20 protein-coding genes are annotated in these 20,661 nt (G+C 61.2%); 5 read left to right on the forward strand and 15 right to left on the reverse strand.

The genetic code is table 11. The annotated features are described in order from the left end of the window. Window positions 1-81: 81 nt before the first annotated feature. Entirely contained in the window at window positions 82-759 is a 678-nt protein-coding gene (locus ACP154_RS02580; protein WP_107711521.1) for a histidine phosphotransferase family protein, read from the reverse strand. Between the two features lie 65 nt (window positions 760-824). Further along, a complete protein-coding gene (locus tag ACP154_RS02585) occupies window positions 825-1,064 on the reverse strand; it encodes a hypothetical protein (protein ID WP_107713583.1) in 240 nt (79 codons plus the stop codon). 224 nt (window positions 1,065-1,288) lie between these two features. Here ACP154_RS02585 and ACP154_RS02590 point away from each other — a divergent pair, with 224 nt between their 5' ends. Continuing rightward, the gene (locus ACP154_RS02590) at window positions 1,289-2,779 is read left to right on the forward strand and encodes a peptidoglycan DD-metalloendopeptidase family protein (protein ID WP_421857157.1); all 1,491 of its coding nucleotides are present in this window, start codon (window positions 1,289-1,291) and stop codon (window positions 2,777-2,779) included. Between the two features lie 7 nt (window positions 2,780-2,786). Here the strand turns inward: ACP154_RS02590 and ACP154_RS02595 are convergent, their stop codons facing one another. Both ACP154_RS02595 and ACP154_RS02600 read right to left on the reverse strand, forming a co-directional pair. Beyond that, window positions 2,787-3,626, reverse strand: a complete 840-nt coding sequence (locus ACP154_RS02595) for a dienelactone hydrolase family protein (RefSeq protein ID WP_421857155.1) — start codon at window positions 3,624-3,626, stop codon at window positions 2,787-2,789. A 123-nt stretch (window positions 3,627-3,749) separates the two neighbouring features. Beyond that, entirely contained in the window at window positions 3,750-3,914 is a 165-nt protein-coding gene (locus ACP154_RS02600) for a hypothetical protein (protein WP_166643722.1), read from the reverse strand. Between ACP154_RS02600 and ACP154_RS02605 the strand changes: the two genes are divergently transcribed. After that, a complete protein-coding gene (locus tag ACP154_RS02605) occupies window positions 3,913-4,347 on the forward strand; it encodes a glyoxalase superfamily protein (RefSeq protein WP_421857153.1) in 435 nt (144 codons plus the stop codon). The two genes, ACP154_RS02600 and ACP154_RS02605, sit on opposite strands and share 2 nt — an antisense overlap. 35 nt (window positions 4,348-4,382) lie before the next feature. On the opposite strand, the gene ACP154_RS02610 is transcribed toward ACP154_RS02605, so the two are convergent. The 7 genes from ACP154_RS02610 to ACP154_RS02640 all read right to left on the reverse strand — a co-directional run bounded on the left by ACP154_RS02610 (window position 4,383) and on the right by ACP154_RS02640 (window position 13,465). Further along, window positions 4,383-6,170 carry a PAS domain S-box protein gene (locus ACP154_RS02610; protein WP_421857151.1) on the reverse strand — a complete coding sequence of 596 codons (1,788 nt, stop codon included), beginning with the start codon at window positions 6,168-6,170 and terminating at the stop codon, window positions 4,383-4,385. 154 nt (window positions 6,171-6,324) lie between these two features. After that, the gene (clpB, locus tag ACP154_RS02615; protein ID WP_421857149.1) at window positions 6,325-8,946 is read right to left on the reverse strand and encodes an ATP-dependent chaperone ClpB; all 2,622 of its coding nucleotides are present in this window, start codon (window positions 8,944-8,946) and stop codon (window positions 6,325-6,327) included. 489 nt (window positions 8,947-9,435) lie between these two features. Next, window positions 9,436-10,323: a polyamine aminopropyltransferase gene (gene speE, locus ACP154_RS02620; RefSeq protein ID WP_421857147.1), complete on the reverse strand. Its 888-nt coding sequence runs from the start codon at window positions 10,321-10,323 to the stop codon at window positions 9,436-9,438. A gap of 147 nt (window positions 10,324-10,470) precedes the next feature. Then, window positions 10,471-10,920, reverse strand: a complete 450-nt coding sequence (gene speD / locus ACP154_RS02625) for an adenosylmethionine decarboxylase (RefSeq protein WP_133723963.1) — start codon at window positions 10,918-10,920, stop codon at window positions 10,471-10,473. 58 nt (window positions 10,921-10,978) lie between these two features. Then, window positions 10,979-12,034 carry a 1,9-bis(guanidino)-5-aza-nonane synthase gene (locus ACP154_RS02630; protein WP_421857145.1) on the reverse strand — a complete coding sequence of 352 codons (1,056 nt, stop codon included), beginning with the start codon at window positions 12,032-12,034 and terminating at the stop codon, window positions 10,979-10,981. A 2-nt stretch (window positions 12,035-12,036) separates the two neighbouring features. Continuing rightward, window positions 12,037-13,290, reverse strand: coding sequence for a type III PLP-dependent enzyme (locus ACP154_RS02635; RefSeq protein WP_107711529.1), 1,254 nt, complete (start codon window positions 13,288-13,290; stop codon window positions 12,037-12,039). A 1-nt stretch (window position 13,291) separates the two neighbouring features. Then, a complete protein-coding gene (locus ACP154_RS02640; RefSeq protein WP_158267815.1) occupies window positions 13,292-13,465 on the reverse strand; it encodes a hypothetical protein in 174 nt (57 codons plus the stop codon). Window positions 13,466-13,628: 163 nt separating this feature from the next. On the opposite strand from ACP154_RS02640, the gene ACP154_RS02645 reads away from it, so the two are divergent. The 3 genes from ACP154_RS02645 to ACP154_RS02655 all read left to right on the forward strand — a co-directional run bounded on the left by ACP154_RS02645 (window position 13,629) and on the right by ACP154_RS02655 (window position 15,885). Further along, on the forward strand, window positions 13,629-14,849 hold the full coding sequence (locus ACP154_RS02645) for a substrate-binding domain-containing protein (protein ID WP_421857142.1): 1,221 nt from the start codon (window positions 13,629-13,631) through the stop codon (window positions 14,847-14,849). A gap of 132 nt (window positions 14,850-14,981) precedes the next feature. Next, complete coding sequence (locus tag ACP154_RS02650) at window positions 14,982-15,635, forward strand: MarC family protein (protein WP_107711531.1); 654 nt, start codon at window positions 14,982-14,984, stop codon at window positions 15,633-15,635. 73 nt (window positions 15,636-15,708) lie between these two features. Further along, window positions 15,709-15,885, forward strand: coding sequence for a hypothetical protein (locus ACP154_RS02655; RefSeq protein ID WP_158267816.1), 177 nt, complete (start codon window positions 15,709-15,711; stop codon window positions 15,883-15,885). A 1-nt stretch (window position 15,886) separates the two neighbouring features. On the opposite strand, the gene ACP154_RS02660 is transcribed toward ACP154_RS02655, so the two are convergent. The 4 genes from ACP154_RS02660 to ACP154_RS02675 form a co-directional block, all read right to left on the reverse strand. Beyond that, window positions 15,887-17,431: a GNAT family N-acetyltransferase gene (locus ACP154_RS02660; protein ID WP_421857140.1), complete on the reverse strand. Its 1,545-nt coding sequence runs from the start codon at window positions 17,429-17,431 to the stop codon at window positions 15,887-15,889. Between the two features lie 145 nt (window positions 17,432-17,576). Beyond that, window positions 17,577-18,410, reverse strand: coding sequence for an N-carbamoylputrescine amidase (aguB, locus tag ACP154_RS02665; protein ID WP_421857138.1), 834 nt, complete (start codon window positions 18,408-18,410; stop codon window positions 17,577-17,579). Beyond that, the gene (locus ACP154_RS02670; RefSeq protein ID WP_424993762.1) at window positions 18,410-19,558 is read right to left on the reverse strand and encodes a serine hydrolase domain-containing protein; all 1,149 of its coding nucleotides are present in this window, start codon (window positions 19,556-19,558) and stop codon (window positions 18,410-18,412) included. Before ACP154_RS02670 ends, aguB begins: the two co-directional genes overlap by 1 nt. Window positions 19,559-19,598: 40 nt before the next feature. Further along, window positions 19,599-20,615 carry an agmatine deiminase family protein gene (locus ACP154_RS02675; protein WP_421857134.1) on the reverse strand — a complete coding sequence of 339 codons (1,017 nt, stop codon included), beginning with the start codon at window positions 20,613-20,615 and terminating at the stop codon, window positions 19,599-19,601. Window positions 20,616-20,661: the final 46 nt, after the last annotated feature.

The following is a 20,661-nucleotide window of genomic DNA, read 5'->3' on the forward strand; positions in this document are numbered from 1 at the left end:
GCGGCTTTGTCACCAAGACTGTCACGCCCAGAGTTAACGCAAGGTTGGGAACCTGCGCATTCTGACGAAAGATGTAATGAATTATTCTGCGGCCTGAACCTGACCGCTTTCAGGGCCGATCAAAGCCGCGAGTTCAACCCGGTCGCCTTCCAGCTGGGCTTCCGCCCGACCGCCGCTTTCACGTGCGATCAGTCCAGCATAGTACGGCTGCACGGAGCGACCGTCATACCCGTCTTCAGGACGCTCGCCGCGAATGGCTTTCTGATAGGCTTCGTCCAGCCGCAAGCGCGCGCCTTTGGCGATGACCCGCAAACGCGCGCCCCCGTCAGCACTGGCGGACGTTTCGACAATCACCTCGCCGCCCCGTGGCAGGCTATCCACACCGATCCAGATCAGGTTCAGCAGGACACGGGCTGCGGTCTTGCTGATCGCAGTGTTTTCTGACGGCCAGACAAGATCAGGGCGGGAATCCTCAAACATCGGATTCGCTAGAGTTTGAATCTCGGACAGAGCGACTTCACCGCCCCGGGAGCCGGCGGCGCCAAAACACACACGCGCATATTCCAGCTTGGCTCGGATCTGCTTGGCGCCCGTACGCAACAACGCAATGGCGTCGTCGCGCATATCCAGCGCACTGTCATCATCCAGAACAGAGAGAGCTGCGCCCATGGCGCTGGTTGGTCCCGCTATGTCATGACAGACGCGGGAGGACAGCAAGGCTGCGAGTTCGGCGGCGGTGGGGGCGATCTGAGTGCTCATGGCTCTATGCTTAATGCGATTCTCACCGGAAAAAGGGTTAACGCCCTGCGTCAGGATCAGGCGCCTCAGACGCCGTCGTCCAGGTCGTCATGCCCGCTGCGACTGGAATGGAACACCAAAGCCATAAGTCCCACGCCCAGCACAGCCGTCAGGACGACGCCCAACCCCATCGCCAGCCAGCCATGCCAGCTGATGCTGAACGCCACATCCCCGCCATCCATGCTGGTCCACATATACACGGAGACCCAAACAGCCCCGACAAGCAAAAGGCCCAATACGAGACCAAGCAGAAGAACACTCTTCACGGACAACCCTTTCCTGCGTCCCGGCGCGGTGACGCACGTTCACTATCTTTGCAACCTGTTAAGCGATGCGCCCTAAATGCGAAAGACAAAGCTAATTCTGTGTCACGTCTTTGCGCGCCATACCGAACTGGAATGAAGATTGCAGCTTAAGGCACTTCCAGATGCGTTACAGGCGCGCTAGCATCCCCAAGCTGCTGGGGAGCAATGAGGGATAATCTGCGTACATGTCCGGATTTGATGTGCACTTGGCCGATGCTCGGCGTTCCCGCTCGTTAATCTTTTTTATCGCCGTCGGCGCAGCACTTCTGTTGACGGTCGGTTTCCTGATCAGCCGCGATCAGTCTGACCCGCGTCTCTCCGCCATGGCCCAGACCGACGAGGCCGAGCGGATCGAGACCGCCGCCGATACGGCGCAACCTGCCTCCAATACCGAAGCAACGCCCGACGACCCAAGCCGTTTTGACGCGCCGCAAGGCCAAGTGATGTCTGAACACGCCCTGTTCACGAACGCGGACGTCCGCCCTGAGGTTCAAAGTCGGGACGTCACCGTGCGCCGTGGCCAGACCTTCGCCAGCGTGCTGGCGGACGCCGGCGCAGACCGCATTGACGCTGCGCGAGCCATCAATGCGCTCGATCCGCTGTTCTCCGCTCGCCTGCTGCGCGCAGGTCAGGACCTGACATTGTTTTTTGAGACGCCCACAGCTTCAGAGCTTCAGCTGGCCGCATCAACGGATGCGCCCGTCGCTGAAGCGCGTCTGGCGGGCTTCTCTTTCCGTCCCGATCAAGAACGCACATTGACGGTCTCTCGCGATGGCGAGGGGCAGTTTCACGCCCGCGAAGCGACAGCCAGCCTCCAGCGTGAAGTGGTGCGGGTCACTGGCGAGGTCAGCTCCAGCCTGTATCTGTCCGCCATCGAGCTCGGCGCGACGGACCGTGTTGTGTTTGAACTGGCCAATATTCTCGGCTTCGCCGTCGACTTCCGCACCGTGCAGCCTGGCGATCCGTTTGACGTGGTCTTTGAGCGATTTGTGAACAGCCGCGGCGAGACCGTCCGTACAGGCAATATCTTGTACGTTGTGTTCGACGGGCGCGGCGAGCCGCTGGAATATTTCCGCTATGAAATGGAAGACGGCGAAGTCGGCTATTACACGGGCGAAGGCGAAAGCGCTCAGCGCCTGCTGATGCGCATGCCGATCAACGGCGCACGCATCTCTTCGTCCTTCGGCATGCGGTTCCATCCGGTCCTGAACCGGAACCGCCCCCATAACGGCACTGATTTTGCGGCGCCGCGCGGCACCCCGGTGATGGCGGCGGGCGCCGGTATTGTCGAGCGCGCCAACCGGTTCGGCTCTTTCGGCAACTATGTCCGCATTCGTCACAGCAACGGCTATCAGACCGCCTATGCGCACCTGAACGGCTTCGCCAGCGGCATCCGTGCGGGCAGCCGGGTCCAGCAAGGTCAAATCATCGCCTATGTGGGCACCACGGGGCGGTCAACGGGCCCGCACCTTCACTATGAAGTGCATCTGAACGGCAGACCGACCAATCCGATGAGCCTGGATCTGCCTACGGGCCGCCGGCTGGAATCAGACGAACTCTCTGACTTCATGACCGTTCGGGACCAGCTGATCGAAATCCGCGACAGTGCTCCGCCCGCTCTCGAAGTCTCTGACTCCTCTCCCATCCTGACCGCGGATAACGCCGGCGACGCCTGAGAGGCTTCTATCGGTTGGTCTGCAAACGATGGCTGAGAAACGCCAGCACATCGCGCGCGGCTTCATAGGTGGGTTGGCCATCCTCGGCAATCAGGTCCTTGGTCAGCACGGCGTGCGGGAACGGATTCCCGTTCGGGTTTTTCGCCTCATCGGGCAACACCCGCGTCTCCAGCTTGTCGCCAAGCACCTGCTGCAACGCGGCGAACCGCCCGGCCTTGCACGACGGGTCGCCATCAAAGCGCAAGGCCATCACCTCAAGATCATCCCGCGCGGAGAGCGCCTGAGCCTCATCCCGATCAAGATGCACGGACTGGGCGGCGTTGAACGGCAAGGCTGGCTCACCCGCCACCGCCGCAATGACGCTCGGCTCAACCGCAACCGACCAGGCGAAATTACCCGTCAGGCACAGACCGATCGCACCGACGCCAGGCCCGCCGCACTCTTCATGGATCTCGCGCGCCAGCGTACGCAACCAGTCGGAAATGGGAGAGCCGCCCGTGCGCGCAAACAGCCGGATTTCCCGGCTGATGCAGGCCCGCACCATGCCTCCGACCTTGCCATGCACCTGCACCAGTTCCTCGTGCGGGGCGCCGGCCGGATCGTAAAGCGCAGGGGCGTAGACCCGGAACCCCGCTGCGACCAGCCAGTGCGCCAACCGCCAGAATTCCGGCACGAAGCCCGGCAGTTCATGCATCAACAGAACGCCCGGCCCCTGCCCCGCCACCAGGACAGGATGCGCCATGCCCTGGGCTTCCCAGTCAAACACGTCGCTGAAGGGCGTCCGGTCATCCAGAGCCAGCACGTCTGCAAACACGGTATGGCTGAATAGGTCTTGCGCCTGCTGCATGGGGGCGGCCTCGTCTGACGGTGTCCACGTATGAAGTGTGGCCTCTTTCTTCAGTCACGGACAGAGCAGATCCGAGAGCGAGCGCGTTTTACCGGTTATCCGAGCGCTTGACCTGGCGCCGTCCTAGGCGTAAATCCCCGCTGGGCTGGAAGCGCCCGCCGTCCGCGAGACTGTTTGGTCTTTGGTGAAGTCTTCTTTTCTCTTGTGCATGTCGTGCAGCTCATCAAGCGGCGCGGCGGCAATGCGGGCCCCGCCGAACAGGCCGCCTTGATGAAAGGCGCACACCATGACGACCTTCACCCTGCCCGACCTCACCGAGCTGAAAGCTCAGGCCAAACGCCTGCGCGCCGCTTTGGCGACCGAGGGCGATTTCATCACTCATTCCGAAGCGCTCGAGCTGATCGCCCGGCAATATGGCTGCCGAGACTGGAACACGCTTCACGCCCGGGTCGGCAACCGCCCCAGCGAGCCCTACCATATGGGCGGTCAATGGGCGGGAACCTATCTGGGCCAGCCCTTCACCGGTGTCATTCACGCCTTGAAAAAACTCGATGACGGCGCGCACTACCAGATCAGTTTCGACTTTGACGACGCGGTGGACGTAGTGAAGTTCGACAGCTTTTCCGCCTATCGAAAACGCGTGACCGTGACGATGGATCGTCAGGGCCGCTCGGTGCAGAAAACCTCGGACGGTCAGCCCTATCTGGTGTTGACGCAGTGATCGCGCGAAAAGAGGCGGAGCATGATGCTCCGCCTTTACCCCGCTAACTGTTGCAAGGATTCGTTGAGCGCCCGAACCTGCGATTCATTGCCGCTGACGACCTCAGAAATCTTGCTGGCGGTCACCGCGGCGCGTTGTGACAGTTCACGCACTTCCGCTGCGACCACGGCAAACCCTCGTCCAGCGTCACCGGCGCGACTGGCTTCGATCGTCGCGTTGAGCGACAGCAGGTTTGTCTGCTTGGCGATGGTGTCGATTTCCGCCACAAATCCACTAATTGAAACGCCGGATGTGATTACGTCCGCCATGGCGGCGTCGGCTTCGGACAAAGCATGGCGGCGCGTTGTGATATCAACACCGAACATCAAGTATTTGAGAATATGGCCGTTCATATCTCGAACGGCGGAAAAGACGGCGTCCAGAGCCAACTCACCTTCGCCCAAAATCGTATCCTTGCGCACCAGATCACCACGCTCGATCCGCGCCAGATCATCCTGGTCAAGTAAATGGGTCAACTGGGTCGCCGCACCCGACGGACAATTGGTTCTGAGATAAGGGTTCATCTCGGCGGAAAGGTGGGGCGCCCCCCATTCCGCGATCGCGCAGGTCTCGCTGATGGCGGACAAGCGGGTTTCAAACTCCAGGGCTTGCTGCTTGACTGCATTGATATTGGCTTGAATGGAGACGTAGCGGATCACCTTGCCCTGCGCATTGCGCACAGGGTTCACAGCCAGGGAAATCCAGTACGGCTCGCCACTCTTTGTGTAGTTCAGGATTTCCTCATAAAAGGGCTGCTCTTCCTTTAGATATTGCGAAACGCGCGACACCGTCTGAGGATTGGTGTCGGGCCCCTGGAGCACGTCGCCGGGCTTTTTCCCCCTGACTTCTTCGAACGTGAAACCCGTCATTTTTGTAAAGCCGGGATTGACGTATTCGATATGCCCCTGAGCATTGGTGATGATCACCGAGTTGTCAGTTTCATTCGCCACAAGCGACAGAATCGCAATTTCTTCTCGCTGCTTCACTTCCTCTGTCACGTCTCGCAAGAACGCTGTGTACAGCGTCTTTCCGCCGAGCTTCACCCTGGACAGAGACAGCGAAACCATCAGCTCCTCGCCGCCTTTGGTTTCAAGATTGACTTCCCGGAAGGTGCCCACGATCTTGTCCTGGCCCGTCGTCCGGTTGGCGTTGACGTAATCATCATGACGGGGCTGGTGGATTTTCGGGACCAGCATTTTGACGTTTCGACCCAGCACTTCACCCCGGTCATAACCCCACAAGCGTTCGGCCGCCGCGTTCATGAAGGTGACGATATTGTTGTCATCAATCGTCACGACAGCATCTAACGCCTGCTCCAAAGTCTGACTGATGATCTCGCGCTGTTCGCGTTCCGCTGTGATGTCGCGCACGAAAGCGGCGTACCCGTGAGGTCGTCCCGGCTCTTCCACTTTTGAGAGCGCCAGCGAAACGTAGCGTCGCTCGCCATTCGGCCGAACAATCTCAACTTCACGGCTGGAGCCGACAATCTTGTCTTGTCCTGTGCGTCTGTGACTGTTGACAAAATCGTCGTGATTGTCCCGATACTCTTCGGGTACGAGATACTTCACATTGCGTCCGACGACCTGCGCAGCCTCAACGCCCCAGAGCGTTTCCGCCGCCGGGTTGAAATAGGTCACGATATTCTGGCTGTCGATCCGAATGACGGCATCGAGCGCCTGCTCCAATATCTGGTCGGCGATGCTGGCGGCGATTTGGGCCCCTGACTCGCTGTGGTTGCCCACGTCAGCACCCACCATGCTCGAGGTTTTATTGAAGAAGCCCATCGCAGAATCCTGAATTAATTTATTCTGGATCGAACTCTGCTGTGGGAGAGTTAATAGCTTATGAAAATTTTCCTATGAATGAATCTCATCATAAATACTTGATGATAGAGCTGCGCTGCCCGGACCGGTCGCCCGGTCTGGACAGCGCATAGACCTATTGAATAACCGCCGCTCTGGGAGGTTGGGCGTTCCGGCTCACAGCCTTGCCGTTCACCGTCAGCGCATCGCCTTCGGTTGAGACTTTCAGCGTCTCGCCATCATGCAGGCTGCCATCCAGGATAAGCCGGGCCAGCGGGTCCTGCAGCTCTTTCTGGATCACCCGCTTCAGAGGCCGCGCCCCGTAAGCGGGATCATAGCCCTTGGCCGCCAACCATTGCCGAGCGCCGTCATCAAGCTCCAGCACCATGCGGCGATCGTCCAGCAGCGCTTCCAAACGCTGGAGCTGAATGCCGACAATCGCGCCCATATGCTCTTCGGCCAGACGACGGAACAGGATGATCTCGTCAATCCGGTTGAGGAATTCGGGGCGGAACGCACCGCGCACCACGTCCATCACCTGATCGCGGGCATCCTCCACATCGCCCGACAGCAGGAATTCAGAGCCAAGGTTCGAGGTCATGATCAGGATGGTGTTGCGGAAATCCACGGTGCGCCCCTGACCATCGGTCAGCCGGCCATCATCCAGCACCTGCAGCAGCACGTTGAAGACGTCCGGGTGGGCTTTCTCCACTTCGTCAAAAAGCACCACCTGATAGGGTCGACGCCGCACGCTTTCGGTCAGCGCCCCGCCCTCTTCATAGCCCACATAGCCCGGAGGCGCGCCGATCAGTCGGGCGACGGAGTGTTTCTCCATGTATTCAGACATATCCATCCGCGTGATCGCGGTTTCGTCGTCAAACAGGAACTCCGCCAACGCCTTGGTCAGCTCGGTCTTGCCCACGCCCGTGGGGCCGAGGAACAGGAAGGAGCCGATGGGGCGGTTCGGGTCTTTAAGCCCTGCGCGCGAGCGGCGCACGGCGTCAGACACGGCTTGCAGCGCCTCTTCCTGACCGACCACGCGTTTGCGCAAACCATCTTCCATCGCGAGCAGTTTTTCGCGCTCGCCTTCGAGCATCTTGTCCACCGGCACGCCGGTCCAGCGGCTGACCACGGCGGCGATTTGCTCTTCATCGACCACCTCTTTGACCAGGCTTGAATCGTTAGCGGCGCCGTCGGCGGCGTCCTCAGCGTCCTTGAGCTGTTTTTCAAGCTGGGGGATCTGGCCGTATTTCAGCTCGGACGCACGGCCCAGATCACCCCGACGCTCCGCATCGGCGAGTTCAGCCCGCAGACGGTCCAGCCGCTCCTTGATCTCGGTCGAAGACGCCAGCTTGTCCTTCTCCGCACGCCAGGCGGCGGTCAGTTCTGCGGAACGGCCTTCCAGTTCGGAAAGCTCTTTGTGAAGCGTTTCAAGGCGCTGTTTTGAGGCGTCATCGCCTTCTTTCTTGAGCGCTTCAGCCTCGATCTTCAGCTGAATGATCCGGCGGTCGAGCTCATCCAGCTCTTCAGGCTTTGAATCCACCTGCATGCGCAGACGGGCCGACGCCTCGTCCATCAAATCAATCGCCTTGTCAGGCAGGAAGCGGTCGGTGATGTAGCGGTTGGACAGGGTCGCCGCCGCCACGATCGCGCCGTCCGCAATGCGCACGCCGTGATGCACTTCGTATTTCTCTTTGAGGCCACGTAGAATGGAGACCGTGTCCTCCACGCTCGGCTCTTCCACGAAGACCGGTTGGAAACGCCGCGCCAATGCGGCGTCCTTCTCAACATGCTTGCGGTATTCATCGAGCGTCGTCGCGCCCACGCAATGCAGCTGACCACGGGCCAACGCAGGCTTTAAAAGATTGGACGCGTCCATCGCGCCATCGGTCTTGCCTGCGCCCACCAGCGTGTGCATTTCGTCGATGAACAGGATGATCTGGCCGTTGGCGGATTCCACTTCATTGAGCACCGATTTCAGGCGTTCCTCGAACTCGCCGCGATACTTCGCGCCCGCGATCAAGGCGCCCATATCAAGCGCCAGAAGCTTCTTGTCCTTGAGGCTCTCGGGTACGTCGCCATTGACGATGCGCAGCGCCAGGCCTTCCGCTATGGCGGTTTTGCCCACGCCCGGCTCGCCGATCAGCACCGGATTGTTCTTGGTGCGGCGTGACAGCACCTGAATGGCGCGGCGGATCTCCTCATCGCGGCCAATCACCGGATCAAGCTTGCCTTCACGCGCCACCTCGGTGAGGTCTCGGGCATATTTTTTCAGCGCTTCATAGGTGTCCTCGGCCGATTGGCTGTCGGCCGTGCGGCCCTGGCGCAGATCATTAACGGCGGTGTTGAGCGATTGCGGCGTCACGCCCGCCTGGCTGAGGATTTCCTCGGCTTTGTGACCTTTGACAAGGCTGAGCCCCTGCAAGAGCCGCTCGGCGGTGACATACTGGTCGCCTGCTTTCTTCGCGGCGTCTTCAGCGCTTGAGAACACTTCAGCGGTCTTGGGGGCCAGATAAATCTGCCCGGTCGCGCTCTCCACCTTGGGAAGCGCGCTTAAGGCGCGTTCGGTGAGGTCCGCCACCACATCGGGGCGTCCGCCCGCCGCCTTGATCAGATTGACCGCCAGCTGCTGGTCATCCTCCAGCAGCGCCTTGAGAATGTGCTCGGGCGCGAAGTGCTGGTTCTTGTTCTTGAGCGCAAGGCCTTGAGCGGCCTGCAAAACGCTACGCGCCCGGTCTGTGAATTTTTCAAAGTCCATAATCATGTCTCCTGAGGTTCAGCGAGACAGGCGGGGTCGGCGACCTTCTTGGAAGCATCCCCATACCGCCCTGTCACCTCACGAGGTAGGTGTTGCATATCCAGCACACAAGGGTCTGTGCGCGGAAAAGACGAACGGTCGCAGGGGGAAGGAAAACATCCTGAAACCCCGGCCAAGCGAAGCGCAGAGCCGGGGCCTCCATCAGAATAGGGTTCTAGAAGCGGAGGGAGGTCCCGGGTCTTCGCGACGCTCGCCCGGGAATTCATTCTCTTACCATCTCTCTTTCCCGGCGAAGGCCGGGACCCAGAGATCATCAAGCGCTGAGCATCTGGCTCTGGACCCCGGCCTCCGCCGGGGAAGAGCGTTGCTTTGATCAAAAACCACGGCATGGATTCACCGGACGAACCGTCGAATGAGAGGGTGGGAAGTGACGCGAACAAAAAAGGCGGCGCAGTCGCCTGCGCCGCCTCAACTCCGGATGCCCCGTCCTTACGCAATTTTCTCGGCGATATAGGGCGGTAGGGCGAAGCTGCCCTTGTGGATCTCGGGGCTGTAATACTTCGTCTTGATGTCGAGCGCCGCAAAGCGTTCGCGGATCGTCTCGATGTCGCGATCAAACGTCGCGCCGTCATTGGTCGCAAAGCCCAGCGCCATGAAGCCGCCCGAGAAGGCCGGCACGCAGATCAGGTAAAAGCCTGAATGCGCAAACAGCGATTTGAAGCTGTCAGAGGTCGATTTCACCGGCTCGGGGTGGATCGCAGCGAGGCCGGACTGGGTCACGATGACCCCGCCTTCATTGAGCCGCTTTGAGCACGCGGTGTAGAATTCGCGGGTGAACAGCACCGCGCTCGGCCCGACCGGGTCTGAGGAGTCAATCAGGATCAGGTCGAACGTGTCGGACGTCTCCTCGACATATTTCGAGCCGTCCGCGATCACAACATTGACGCGCGGATCCTCAAACGCGCCTTGGGAGACGTCCGGGAACCATTTTTTCGAGAACTCGATCACATCGGGGTCGATCTCAACGAGGGTGATGGACTCAACGCCGGTGTGCTTGAGCATTTCGCGCATGGCGCCGCCATCTCCGCCGCCCACGATCAGCACACGCTTGACCGCGCCATGCGACAGCAGCGGCACGTGGGAGACCATCTCGTGATAGATGAACTCGTCGGCCATGGAGACCTGCACGAGGCCGTCAATCGCCAGCACGCGACCGTTTTCGGTGTTCTCGAACACGATCAGGTCCTGAACATCGGACGCTTCAGCGTACAGAAGGGTGTCAATGCGCAGGCCGTTGCCGATGCCCTCGCTCAGCGATTCCCGGAACCACAGATCGCCATTGGCGTCGCGATAGGTGTGCTTGGGGGTGTCGGTCATGAAACTCTCCTGAAGGTGCGTGCAGGAACGCTGGGGACGGAACGCCGGTTTACTCGCGTCCAGCCCGCTTGAAGGCAAGAAAAATGTGAAAAGGAGCGGTTCTTTGCAGAACCGCTCCCCTGTTTCAGCCTGTCGGCCAGAAAGCGCTTACGCGCCCTCGCCGCGCAGGATTTCGGTGACGCGCACCTCGGCGGCCTCAAAGGCTTCCTTGAGGATCGCGACCGCCTTGATCGGCTGGGCGTCGCCGCACATAAACACGTCAAACGCCGCATAGTCGCGCTCGGGCCAGGTGTGGGTCGAGATGTGGCTTTCCGCCAGCACCGCCACGCCAGACACGCCGCCATTGGGCTCGAACACATGGGTGTGGATGTGCAGCAGGGTCGCGCCGCAGGCGGTCACGCAATCGCGGAACGCCTGTTGGATACGATCTTCGTCGGTCAGGTGACGCGCACCCATCAGATCGATGATCAAATGGCGGCCCGCCACCTGCTTGCCGTCGACCATGATGAAGTGATCAAGGTCGTCCTTGTGGTTGGCGTCCACCGGCTCGAGGGCGGTGTCAAAGTGCGGGTTGTCCGCCAGGGTCAGTCCATCCATGAGAGGTCCTTCCGTGTGGGAACGCGGCTCAGGGCCGCGCTCACTCCCGTTGTTCTTGTTAAAAAGCGTCGTTGAAAAGGTCGGCGAACCGACGGCGGGGGCGCTGTTTCCAGGCGCCGCGGTGATAGACGTCCGAGACGATGACCGGGGCCACCGTGGTGGCTTCGGCGAACACCATCTGCTCGAGCGCCACATCCACCTTGCCCCAGGAACACGCTTCCTTGAGGGTCGAGGAGGAACAGGCGCCGTCGCGCACATCCGCCACCGTAATCTGCACCGCGTATTTGTGCATTTCCACGTCTTTGTGGCCGAGGATCTCGGCACAGACAACGGTGTCTTGCGCAAAATTTTTCGGCACGCCGCCGCCCACCATGAACAGGCCGGTCGAGCCCGCCTTGATCTTGATGTCGGTTAGTTCGCGGAAATCAGCGACGGAGTCGATGGACACATAGCCCTCGCCCGCCTTGATCCGGTTCACCTGGTGTTTGACGAGACCGAAACCGGCTGAGCAATCAGAGAACGCCGGCACGAAGATCGGCACGCCATGGCGATAGCACTCTTCAATCAAAGAGCCCTCTTTCTTGGCGTTGCCGTCCGCGAGCCATTGGCCCATTGCCTTGATGAAGGCGCGTGAGCTGATCGGACCGGCAGGCAGGCTGTCGGCGATGTCGCCGATGATATGGTCGCACGCCTGCAGGTCTTCCTCGTCGATATAGGTGTCATAGATGCGGTCGATATAGAGATCGCGCAGCACCCGGTCGTCTGGAATGTCCTTGGCCTGGTAGTGCTTGAAGCCCAGAGCCTCGAAGAAATCCATGTCCACGATGGACGCACCCGTGGCCACCACGGCGTCGACCATGTTGTTGCGGATCATGTCGCGCCACACATGCATGCAGCCGCCCGCGGACGTGGAGCCCGCCAGCGTCAGGATCACCGAGCAGTCGGGATCTTCCTGCGCCGCCTGCAAGATGCGAGCAGCGCGCGCCGCGTCGCGGGAGGTGAAGCTCATCTTCTCCCAGGCGTCGATGATCACGCGGCCGTCAAAGCTCGCAATGTCGATATGTTCGACCGGGCTGGAGAGCAGCTCGGCCTTGCGGTTTGAGGTGTCAGCCATCCTCAACGCCTTTTCATAATGCGGTTACGACGGCGCCGGTTGAGACGCGGAAAAGAGACCACGCGGTCACTTTCGTCATCGTGTCCCTGGGCGATATCCGCCACCGGACGGTCATAGACAGAGGCCCAAGGGAAGTCGGACACCGTTTCGGTCTCCACCTCTCCGAACCCATTGAAACGGGTGGCCATGGCGACCCCGTATGCGCCCATGAGCGCAAACTCGATCACATCGCCCTCAGACAAATCCGCCGGAAGCTCAATGGGCGCCGCAACAGCGTCAATGGCGTCACAGGTCGGCCCGTACAGCTTGAACGCCGCGGTCTGAGCGCTCGGTTCGCCTTTGGTCCGGTGCACGCGGATCGGATAGGGCCATTTCATATGGACCAAATCAAACAGCGTGCCGTAAGCGCCGTCATTGAGGTACACCTGATCGCCCTTGACCAGCTCGACGCGTGTCAGGATCGAGGTGGATTCCGCGCACAGCGCCCGGCCCGGCTCGCACCACAAATCGGCGTTCTCGAGAACCATCATCTCTTCGAACGCGTTCTCGATGGCGGCCACGTACTCAGACAATGGCGGCGGGGTCATGCCGGGATAAGCGACAGGGAAGCCGCCGCCGACATCCACGATGTCCACGGTGACGGCCGCGCGCTTGATCAGGCGCGACACATCCAGCATCGCTGCGCGATACGCGCTCGGCGCCATGCACTGGCTGCCCACGTGAAAGCTCACGCCCAGCTCGTCGGCATAGGTCCGCACGCGCTGGATCAGATCCACCGCATCGTTCTCGGACGCACCGAACTTGCCCGCCAGAGGCAGGGTCGCGCCGTCATTGGAGACAGCGATGCGCACCACCAAGGTCAGATCCTGAGCGTAGCCGGTCTCGGCGAGAATCTTTTCAAGCTCGGCTTCACAGTCGAGCACAAAGATTCGTACGCCATGGTCGAAATAGGCCGAATGGATGGCGCGGCGGCTTTTGACCGGATGCATGAACGCCATGGTGGCGTCCGGACAACGTGACGCGATCAGCTCAACCTCGTTGAGCGACGCCACGTCAAACCAGCGCATGCCTGCGGCGTACAGAGTATCGATCACCCACGCGGACGGGTTTGATTTGACCGCGTAGAGCACTTCGCCGGGAAAATTGTTCTGGAACCAGGATGCCGCAATCGTCAGTCGATCGGGCCGCGCGCAGGCGACCGGGCCTTCGACAGGCCGAGAGCGGACCAGGTCCAGGGGCGTATGGTAATGAGACAACTCACGGAACCCCCTGCTTGTTGTTAACCCAATCCGGCATCGAGCGGATCGCCTCCGCCGGGACGGCGCGAATTAAATCCTGCGACCTCGCATGTAAAGCCGAAAATTTGTGCATCTTGATTTTTTTCGCGGCGGCGTGGGTCAATTCATCCACATGCGTATCCATCAGCGTCATAAAGGGGTCACCAAATCAGACCCTTGGCTGTTTCAAGGACCGCACGCGCCCTGTCCGACACAGTGCAGTCAATATTTGCTTGCGCATGTGTCATAAAACTGATGCGTCCTTCACGTTAGAAGAACAAACGCTGCAGCCACCATTAGGTTCCAGGAGAGACGAGATGCTTCAACGCCGCGCCGATCACCTACTTGTCGCATGCGCCGCGCTGGCGCTTATCGCCTGCGGCGAACCGCGAGAGGATATCGTGCTGCTGGATGAGCCGATGTCGCCAGCGGCGCCCTCTGACGCTGAAACAACCGTTTCGGGCGCAGGCGTAGGCGGCCGAGACGGCCTGCGCATGGTGGGGTCATCCACGGTCTTCCCCTTCGCCACTGCGGTGGCGGAGAATTTTGGCGCAAAGACAAGATTTCCCACCCCGGTCGTGGAAGCCACGGGCACGGGCGGCGGCATGAACCTGTTCTGTGCGGGCGTCGGCCTGGGCTATCCGGACCTGACGGGCGCCTCCCGCCCCATCAAGGCGACCGAATATCAGCTGTGTCAGGACAATGGGGTCGTCGCCATCACCGAAATACCGATCGGATATGACGGTATCGTGCTGGGGAACTCGATCAGTGCGGACGCAATGGATATTGAGCGTGTGCAGCTCTACCTGGCGCTCGCTGCACAAACCCCCATGCCCGTTTCAGCCGAGGGCGAGGCGCTGTTTGACGTGCAAGGCGGGTTACAAGCAGGCCGCAGCTATAGCGAAATCGCCGGGTTTTCTTGCACCAGCTTTATCGCCAACCCTTTCCAGCGCTGGTCTGACATCTCGTCGGATCTGCCTGCCGAACGCATTGAAGTTTTTGGCCCCCCGCCCACCTCAGGAACGCGTGACGCCTTTGTCGAGCTCGACATGATCATGGGTGCGAAGGGTGTGGATTGCCTGGCCGAACTGTCTGAAAGCGACGAGCACACCTTTGAACGTCTCGCTTCGCGCATCCGCGAGGACGGTGCCTGGGTGGACGCCGGCGAAAACGACAACACCATCGTCCAGACCCTCGCCAACTCTCCGGCCGCCTTCGGCATTTTTGGCTATTCCTTCCTGGAGCAGAACGGCGACCGCATCCAGGCCGCCCGGGTCGACGGGATCGAGCCGACCTATGAAAACATCTCCAATGGTGTTTATCCCGGATCGCGGTCCTTGTTCATTTACGTCAAGAACCAGCATGCGGGCGTCGCCCCCGGTCTGGCGCCCTTCGTGGAAGAGCTGACCAGTGAAGACGCTTGGGGGCCGTTCGGCTATCTCGCTGAACGCGGCCTGATCGCCCTTCCCGAGGCGCGCCGTCAGGAGGCCGCACGCAATGCGCGCGCCTTAAGGCCCATGCAGACCCCGGCCCAATAATCATCGCTTGGGATGATCGCCGGGCACGCTCTGCGTATGACACAGATCGGACCTGCAAGGACGCGGCCTCGCCAAGGCTGAGCGGGCGTGTTAGGCCGGGACCCTAGTGTACGGTTCGAACTGGGGACACCTATGGACGCGATGGATCTGAGTCTTTTGACCGCCTCTCTGGTCACTTTTTTCGTGGTGATCGACCCGATTGGCGTAGCTCCGATTTTCGCCAGTCTGACCGAAGGCTCCACCCCGGCGCACCGCCGTGTGATGGCGATCAAATCAGTCCTGATCGCGACCGCAGTCCTGTTCGGTTTCGCCTATATGGGCGAATGGCTCCTCAGCGCTCTGCATGTGAGCCTGGACGCGTTCCGCGCTGCGGGCGGCGTCCTGCTGTTCATGCTGGCGCTCGACATGATTTTCGAGACCCGCTCCAAACGCCGTGAAGAACGCGCTGAAGCGCTCAACGAGGCGGATGAAGAGATCGCGGGCACCAACGAGGACATCTCCGTCTTCCCCATGGCCATTCCCATGCTGGCGGGCCCCGGCGCGATCGCCTCCATCATGCTGTTCATGAATGAAGCGGACGGTCTGGGCGGCCAGGTCATGGTATTCGCCGGCATGGGCGCGAACCTGTTGCTGTGTCTGGGCCTGTTCCTGGCTGTGGGCGCGATCATGAAACTGATCGGCGATACGCTGGCCGCAATGATCACCCGAATTCTGGGCGTCATCCTGGCGGCGCTGGCGGCGCAGTTCATCTTCGACGGCATAAGCGGCGCGTTGCTGGCGGGCTAGTTGCGGCCTCTTACCATTTATTAGGCGGCCATGTGTAAGCTCTCACTTACGTTGATGTGGGAGCCTGCATTCCGTGTCGTTTCGCCTGATCATACTCGCCTTCGCGGCGATCACCGCCCTGGGCGGACTGCTCGCGGGCGCGCTGAGCCTGATGGGCGGCGCACTGGATCAGGCTGTGGCGTTCACCTGGCCCGGACTTGCGGGCGCAGTGGCGCTCGCGCTGATCGCCCCCGGACGTCCTGCGAAATAAACTAGCCGCGGTCTTTCCAGACAATCCGATACAGATCAAACCGGCGGTCGCGCAAATTTCGCACCGTGCCGGAGCGACGCGCTTGCACAAGGTCATCCAGGTGCAGATCGGCCACGGCGATCGTCTCTACGTTCTCGCTGGTCTCCGCCGCAATGCCGTCCCGCGCAAACGGGAAATCACACGGCGTCAGAATGGCGCTCTGGGCGTAATTGATGTCCATGTTCTCAACGCCCGGCAGATTGCCCACATTCCCCGCCGTGACCACATAAAGCTGGTTTTCGATGGCCCGGGCATGGGCGCAATAGCGCACCCGCAAATGGCCGCCCCGGTCATCTGTGGCGTAGGGGGCGAAGATGATCTTTGCGCCCTCATCGGCCAGGCGGCGGGCCAGTTCGGGGAATTCAGTGTCATAACAGATCAGCACGCCCACCGGCCCGCAATCGGTGGGAATGGTGGCGACCGCATCGCCGCCCTTGATATTCCACCAATAGCGCTCGTTTGGCGTGGGGTGGATCTTTTCCTGCGCATGTACCGACCCGTCACGCAGGAAGACATAGGCGACGTTCTGGATATCGCCGTCATCGGTGCGCGTGGGATGAGAGCCGCCGACAATGTTGATGTTGTAGCGCACCGCCAGCGTGCTCATCAGCTCAACGAAGCGCGGGGTATGGCGCGACAGGGCGGCGATGCTTTCTTCGGGCGTCAGCTTGCGCTTCTCAAGCGCCAGCAGGGCTACGGTGAACATTTCCGGGAAGACGCAGAAATCGGCGCGATAGTCCGAGCAGACCTCGACGAAATATTCGACGTTGCGCTCAAACTCTTTGAGCGTCTCCATGGAGCGCATGGCCATCTGGATCGCCGCCACCCGCACGGTATTGGGGTTCGGCCGGTTCACCGGGCCATTGCTCTCCACATACATGGGATTGCGCCAGACCATGCGCGCTGCAGCGCCGCCTGAGTCCGCATCATCGGGCAGATAGTCTTTCAGCACGCCCGCCGGCTCATACCCCATCCGCATCTGGAAGTTCAGCACCGGGTCGCGCAGCTCATTGCTGACCACGGCGTCGAGATAATCCTGCGGGGTGGGGTATTGCTTGCGCTTGCGGCGAAACCCCGCCATTCGGCCGCCAAACACGACGCCCTTCAGCCCCCATTCCTCACACAGGGCCTTGCGCGCATCGTACAGCCGCTGGCCTATGCGCAAACGGCGGCGGCTGGGGTCCACCGCCACTTCCATGCCGTACACCCAATCACCATCGGGATCATGCCGCGCGGCGAACCCGCCCCCGGTGATCGACGCCCAGCTATGGCGCGAAAACGCAGCCTCTTCGTCAATGATGAAGCTGGCGCACCAGCCCACCAGATCGCCCTCGTATTCGACGACGAACTGGCCTTCAAGGAAGTTTGCGATCTGACCGCGGATCATGGCGGGGGTATCAGGGTCCCACCCCGGATACGCACGCTCCTGCAAGTCCAGAATGGCGGGCACGTCAGCGAGTGTGGCGGTGCGGACCAGAAGTTTTGCAGAGCGGCGGGTCTGGGTCATTCATATTCCCTTCTGGTCACCCTAAACGGCGCCGCGCCACCCCCAAGATCGCACGGCGCCGTCGAAAAGTGTCATGCCGGCGAAAGCCGGCGCATACAAGCTTTAACGCGCTGGACGCTTGAAAGTTTCCGGGCCGACGCAGCGTCTAGAGATACAGGTCCGGCCGCCGGTCGCGGAAGAACCCCCAGGCCGCCCGGAAGGTGTCCAGGTCCTTGCGGTTAAAGGTCGCCGTCAACACCCCGGTCTCGGTCCGGCCCAGCTCGGCTTTCACCGCGCCGGTATTATCGGTGATGAAGCTGGTGCCGTAAAACACCTGCCCGTCTTCATCGCCGATCCGGTTCGCAGCGCCCACGGGTATGCAATTGGACACGGCATGGCCCTGCATGGCCCGGCGCCAGGCGGCGGCGGTGTCCATCTCGGGGGCCTGGGGCTCGGCGCCGATGGCGGTGGGATACAGCAGCATCTCCGCGCCCAGAAGCGTCATGGAGCGGGCCGCTTCAGGGAACCATTGGTCCCAGCAAATCCCCACGCCCACCTTGCCGAACTTCGTGTCCCAGACTTTGAAGCCGGTATCGCCAGGTCGGAAGTAATACTTCTCCTGATAGCCCGGCCCGTCAGGAATATGGCTCTTGCGATAAACGCCCAGCGCCTTGCCGCCTGCGTCCACCATGACCATGGAATTGTAATAGTTCGGTCCATCGCGCTCATAGATCGAGACGGGGATGGCCACGTCCAACTCTTGAGCCAGCGCTTGCATGGCGGTGACGCAGGGATGCTCCAGCGCCGGATAGGCGGTGGCGAACCAGTCCTCGACCTGGGTCTTGCAGAAATACGGGCCTTGAAACAGTTCGGGCGGCAAGATCACTTGCGCCCCCTGCCCGGCCGCATCGCGCACCAGATCTGAAATGGTCTTGATATTGTCGTCCATGTCCGCGTTCAGCGGCGCTTGCAGGACGCCCATGGTGAAAGTGTCAGTCATTATCTCATCCGCGCGATCGCATCGTCGACAAAGGCCCCAGGGCCGTCGCCGGTGCGCATATCCATCGCTGTCGGCCAAAGCAGACGCGGCAATCCCACATCCGCATTCCAGAGCGCAATAAAGGCAAAGCCGGTTTCAGGCTCGAGCACGACCTGCGAACCATAGCCCGCCAGGGCGCCGCCATGCGCAATCAGCGTGCGCTCTCCCTGCCAGTCATAAATGCGCCACCCCAGTCCGTATGATGTGTCCCGAACCCGGCCCAGCCGGCGCAGGTTTCGCGTTTGCCGTAAACTGCGGGTTTGCGGCGTGTGGGCGCGTTCAATAGCCCGCGGCGACAACCCATAGGCTTCTGGGTCCATCTGCGCCTGCGCCCAGATGATCAGATCATTCAGGCTGAGCGATACGCCCGCCGCGGCCGGCAAGGTGTCGTAATCGGTCCCGGTCCCGCCCAGCCTTTGCCGTCGCCCGTAATGCGGCGCAGCGTAACTGTCGGCCCGCGCCAGGTTTTCAGCGCCGAATCCGGCGCTTTCCATACCCAGCGGATCAAACAGATAGGTCTGGATGGCGTCGGGATAGCTGAGTCCGCTGGCGTCCTCGATCAGGTCACGCACGACATCAAAAGCGACATTCTGATAGGTATAGCACGCGCCTGTCTGGCACAGGAGCGGCACTTCGGTCAGCCGCGCCCGCACGGTGTGCGCATCCTGCCCCGCCTCGATCAGATTGTCGTAGGCATTGGGCGGCAAGCCGGTCTGATGGCTGGCGAGCTCGCGCCAGGTCGGTTGGCGGGCGCCGCCAAGGGTGAGCACGCTTGTCGGCACGCGGGCGTCCAGACTGACCAGCCCGGCTTCGTCCAGAAGGCCCAGCATGGTGCCGGCGAAGGTTTTTGACACAGACGCCAGGCGGAACACCGTGTCCGCCGTCACCGCCTCGCCTGAGCCGCGCACGGTTTCACCTGATGTGTAGATCGCCACCGGTTCGCCGTTTTCCAGGATCGCCGCGGCGAAGCCCACCATGCGGTCATGATGCGCCACATCGGCGACTTCGAGCTGAAAGGCATCAAGATAATCAAGCGCTTGCTCAACCGCCTGCATCGGCGCTTCAGGTTCCGGCGAGGGTGTGGCGACCGTCGCGTCAGTCAAAGCCAAGGTCAGAGCGCTAAGCGGAATAGCAAGAGCAATCAATGTCTCATCCCACCTGATCCGGTTGGTTACATGTGACGCAATGGAACGCGCCGCCACCTGTCAGGATATGGTTTGCAGGGCTGGCGACAACCTCATGATTGGGAAAAGCGTGGGAAAGTGCGCGCACCGCCGCCTCGGAATGGCGGTTATAGGCCGGCATCACCACATGGCGCGGTCCGATGATCCAGTTCATATGAGACGCGGCGGCCGGGCCGCCATCTTCCCCGGCTACAAACCCCGGAGAGGGAATTTCGATCACTCTCAGCGACCGCCCCTTGGCGTCTTTCGCCGCCTTGAGGTCCCGGATCGTACGCGCATACAGAGCAGTGTTCGGATCGCCCAGCCCCGACGGCCGTTGGGTCACCACCACGCCCGGCGCGGCGAAGCGCGCGAGATTATCAATATGGCCATCGGTGTGGTCGCCCGCCAACCCGTCCTCAAGCCAGATCACGGACTGCACGCCGCAAACCCGTTTCAGATCCGCTTCAACCTGAGAGGCTTTGAGTTTGGGATTGCGATTGGGGTTGAGCACCACGTCACGCGTGGTGAGCACCGTGCCGTCGCCATCAAACTCCAGCGCGCCGCCTTCACAGACCCAGTCGAGCGTCTCGATCCTGGCGCCTGCGTGCTTGGCGATCACCGCGCCGATGGTTTCGTCGCCCGGATACTCGTACTTGCCGCCCCAGCCATTGAACTTGAACCGCAGGGCTTTCAGACCCTCGGGGCTGGTCACAAAAACCGGGCCGGTGTCGCGCGTCCACACATCGCCATAGCTCGCGCGCACATAGGTCGCACGATCGCCCAGAGCGCGTCGCGCGCTCGCCTCGGCCTCGGCGTTCGCCACATAGATGACGAGCGGCTGCGCTTTGCCGGTCGCGCCAGGGGCTGCGGCCAGGGTCAGAAAGCGCGCAAACTCCTCCCGCGCGCCCTCCAGCGCATCAGCCCAATCCTCATGATAGGGCCAGGCGGTGTGAATGACGGTTTGAGGAGCGGTTTCATGGGGTACGGAGCGTTGGGTCATAAAACGCCAATATCACGCGCCGCCCCCCGACAATAGCGGATTTATC

It is taken from the genome of Oceanicaulis sp., from assembly GCF_965249665.1.
Taxonomy (GTDB): Bacteria; Pseudomonadota; Alphaproteobacteria; order Caulobacterales; family Maricaulaceae; genus Oceanicaulis.

Coding starts and splice junctions, on each gene's coding strand:
- ACP154_RS02605 (WP_421857153.1), top strand. CDS start 3,913: ATGACGACCTTCACCCTGCCCGACCTCACCGAGCTGAAAGCTCAGGCC.
- speD (WP_133723963.1), bottom strand. CDS start 10,920: ATGGATGGACTGACCCTGGCGGACAACCCGCACTTTGACACCGCCCTC.
- ACP154_RS02580 (WP_107711521.1), bottom strand. CDS start 759: ATGAGCACTCAGATCGCCCCCACCGCCGCCGAACTCGCAGCCTTGCTG.
- ACP154_RS02640 (WP_158267815.1), bottom strand. CDS start 13,465: ATGACGCTGATGGATACGCATGTGGATGAATTGACCCACGCCGCCGCG.
- ACP154_RS02675 (WP_421857134.1), bottom strand. CDS start 20,615: ATGACCCAACGCTCCGTACCCCATGAAACCGCTCCTCAAACCGTCATT.
- ACP154_RS02650 (WP_107711531.1), top strand. CDS start 14,982: ATGGACGCGATGGATCTGAGTCTTTTGACCGCCTCTCTGGTCACTTTT.
- ACP154_RS02610 (WP_421857151.1), bottom strand. CDS start 6,170: ATGGGCTTCTTCAATAAAACCTCGAGCATGGTGGGTGCTGACGTGGGC.
- ACP154_RS02600 (WP_166643722.1), bottom strand. CDS start 3,914: ATGGTGTGCGCCTTTCATCAAGGCGGCCTGTTCGGCGGGGCCCGCATT.
- ACP154_RS02595 (WP_421857155.1), bottom strand. CDS start 3,626: ATGCAGCAGGCGCAAGACCTATTCAGCCATACCGTGTTTGCAGACGTG.
- ACP154_RS02630 (WP_421857145.1), bottom strand. CDS start 12,034: ATGGCTGACACCTCAAACCGCAAGGCCGAGCTGCTCTCCAGCCCGGTC.
- ACP154_RS02660 (WP_421857140.1), bottom strand. CDS start 17,431: ATGACCCAGACCCGCCGCTCTGCAAAACTTCTGGTCCGCACCGCCACA.
- aguB (WP_421857138.1), bottom strand. CDS start 18,410: ATGACTGACACTTTCACCATGGGCGTCCTGCAAGCGCCGCTGAACGCG.
- speE (WP_421857147.1), bottom strand. CDS start 10,323: ATGACCGACACCCCCAAGCACACCTATCGCGACGCCAATGGCGATCTG.
- ACP154_RS02645 (WP_421857142.1), top strand. CDS start 13,629: ATGCTTCAACGCCGCGCCGATCACCTACTTGTCGCATGCGCCGCGCTG.
- ACP154_RS02590 (WP_421857157.1), top strand. CDS start 1,289: ATGTCCGGATTTGATGTGCACTTGGCCGATGCTCGGCGTTCCCGCTCG.
- clpB (WP_421857149.1), bottom strand. CDS start 8,946: ATGGACTTTGAAAAATTCACAGACCGGGCGCGTAGCGTTTTGCAGGCC.